Annotated in this window: 1 protein-coding gene; it reads left to right on the top strand. The window is 72.0% G+C overall.

Annotated elements, in window-relative coordinates:
• The coding region (locus tag N2041_RS14795) for a hypothetical protein (RefSeq protein WP_297679400.1) at positions 1-525 on the top strand (525 nt) is incomplete at both ends.

The raw sequence follows: 525 nt of genomic DNA, 5'->3' as shown, positions 1-525 counted from the left end.
TCCTCGCGGAGGCCAACCCGTATTCGCAGGTGCCGAGGGTCGATGTCCGGCTCCAGGCGACCGGCTCCGTCCTCCTCAAGGGCGACCCTGCGCGCTGCCCCGTCACGGTCCGCGTGGTCAAGGTGCTCAGCGTCCTCGGGTTCGAATCCCCGGGTGCCGGCTGGCAGTTCACCCTCTCCGGATGCGGCGTCGGTCCCGTAACGGGCACCACCAGCGCCAGCGGGCTGGTTGAGTTTGCCGGGCTCCCGCCCGCGGTCGGCTGCAGCTACACGGTAACCGAGACGGTGCAGGCCGGGTGGGTGCCCCAGTTCGTCAGCCAGCAGGTGCAGCCGCGGGAAGGCGGGCAAACGGTGACGCTGACGTTCCTGAACATCCGCGAATTCAACCCGCCCTGCGTGGACCCGGCGGACCCGCGCTGCGCCCCGCCCGACCTGCCCACGCCGACGCCAACGCCTCCCCCTGCAACGCCGACCCCTCCTGCGACGCCGGCGCCGCCCGCACCCATCGAAAACCCGACCTCCACGC

It is taken from the genome of Tepidiforma sp. (assembly GCF_026419595.1).
GTDB lineage: Bacteria > Chloroflexota > Dehalococcoidia > Tepidiformales > Tepidiformaceae > Tepidiforma.
Note: the sequence above shows the minus strand (reverse complement) of the source record. Positions and strands in the feature narration are given on the sequence as shown.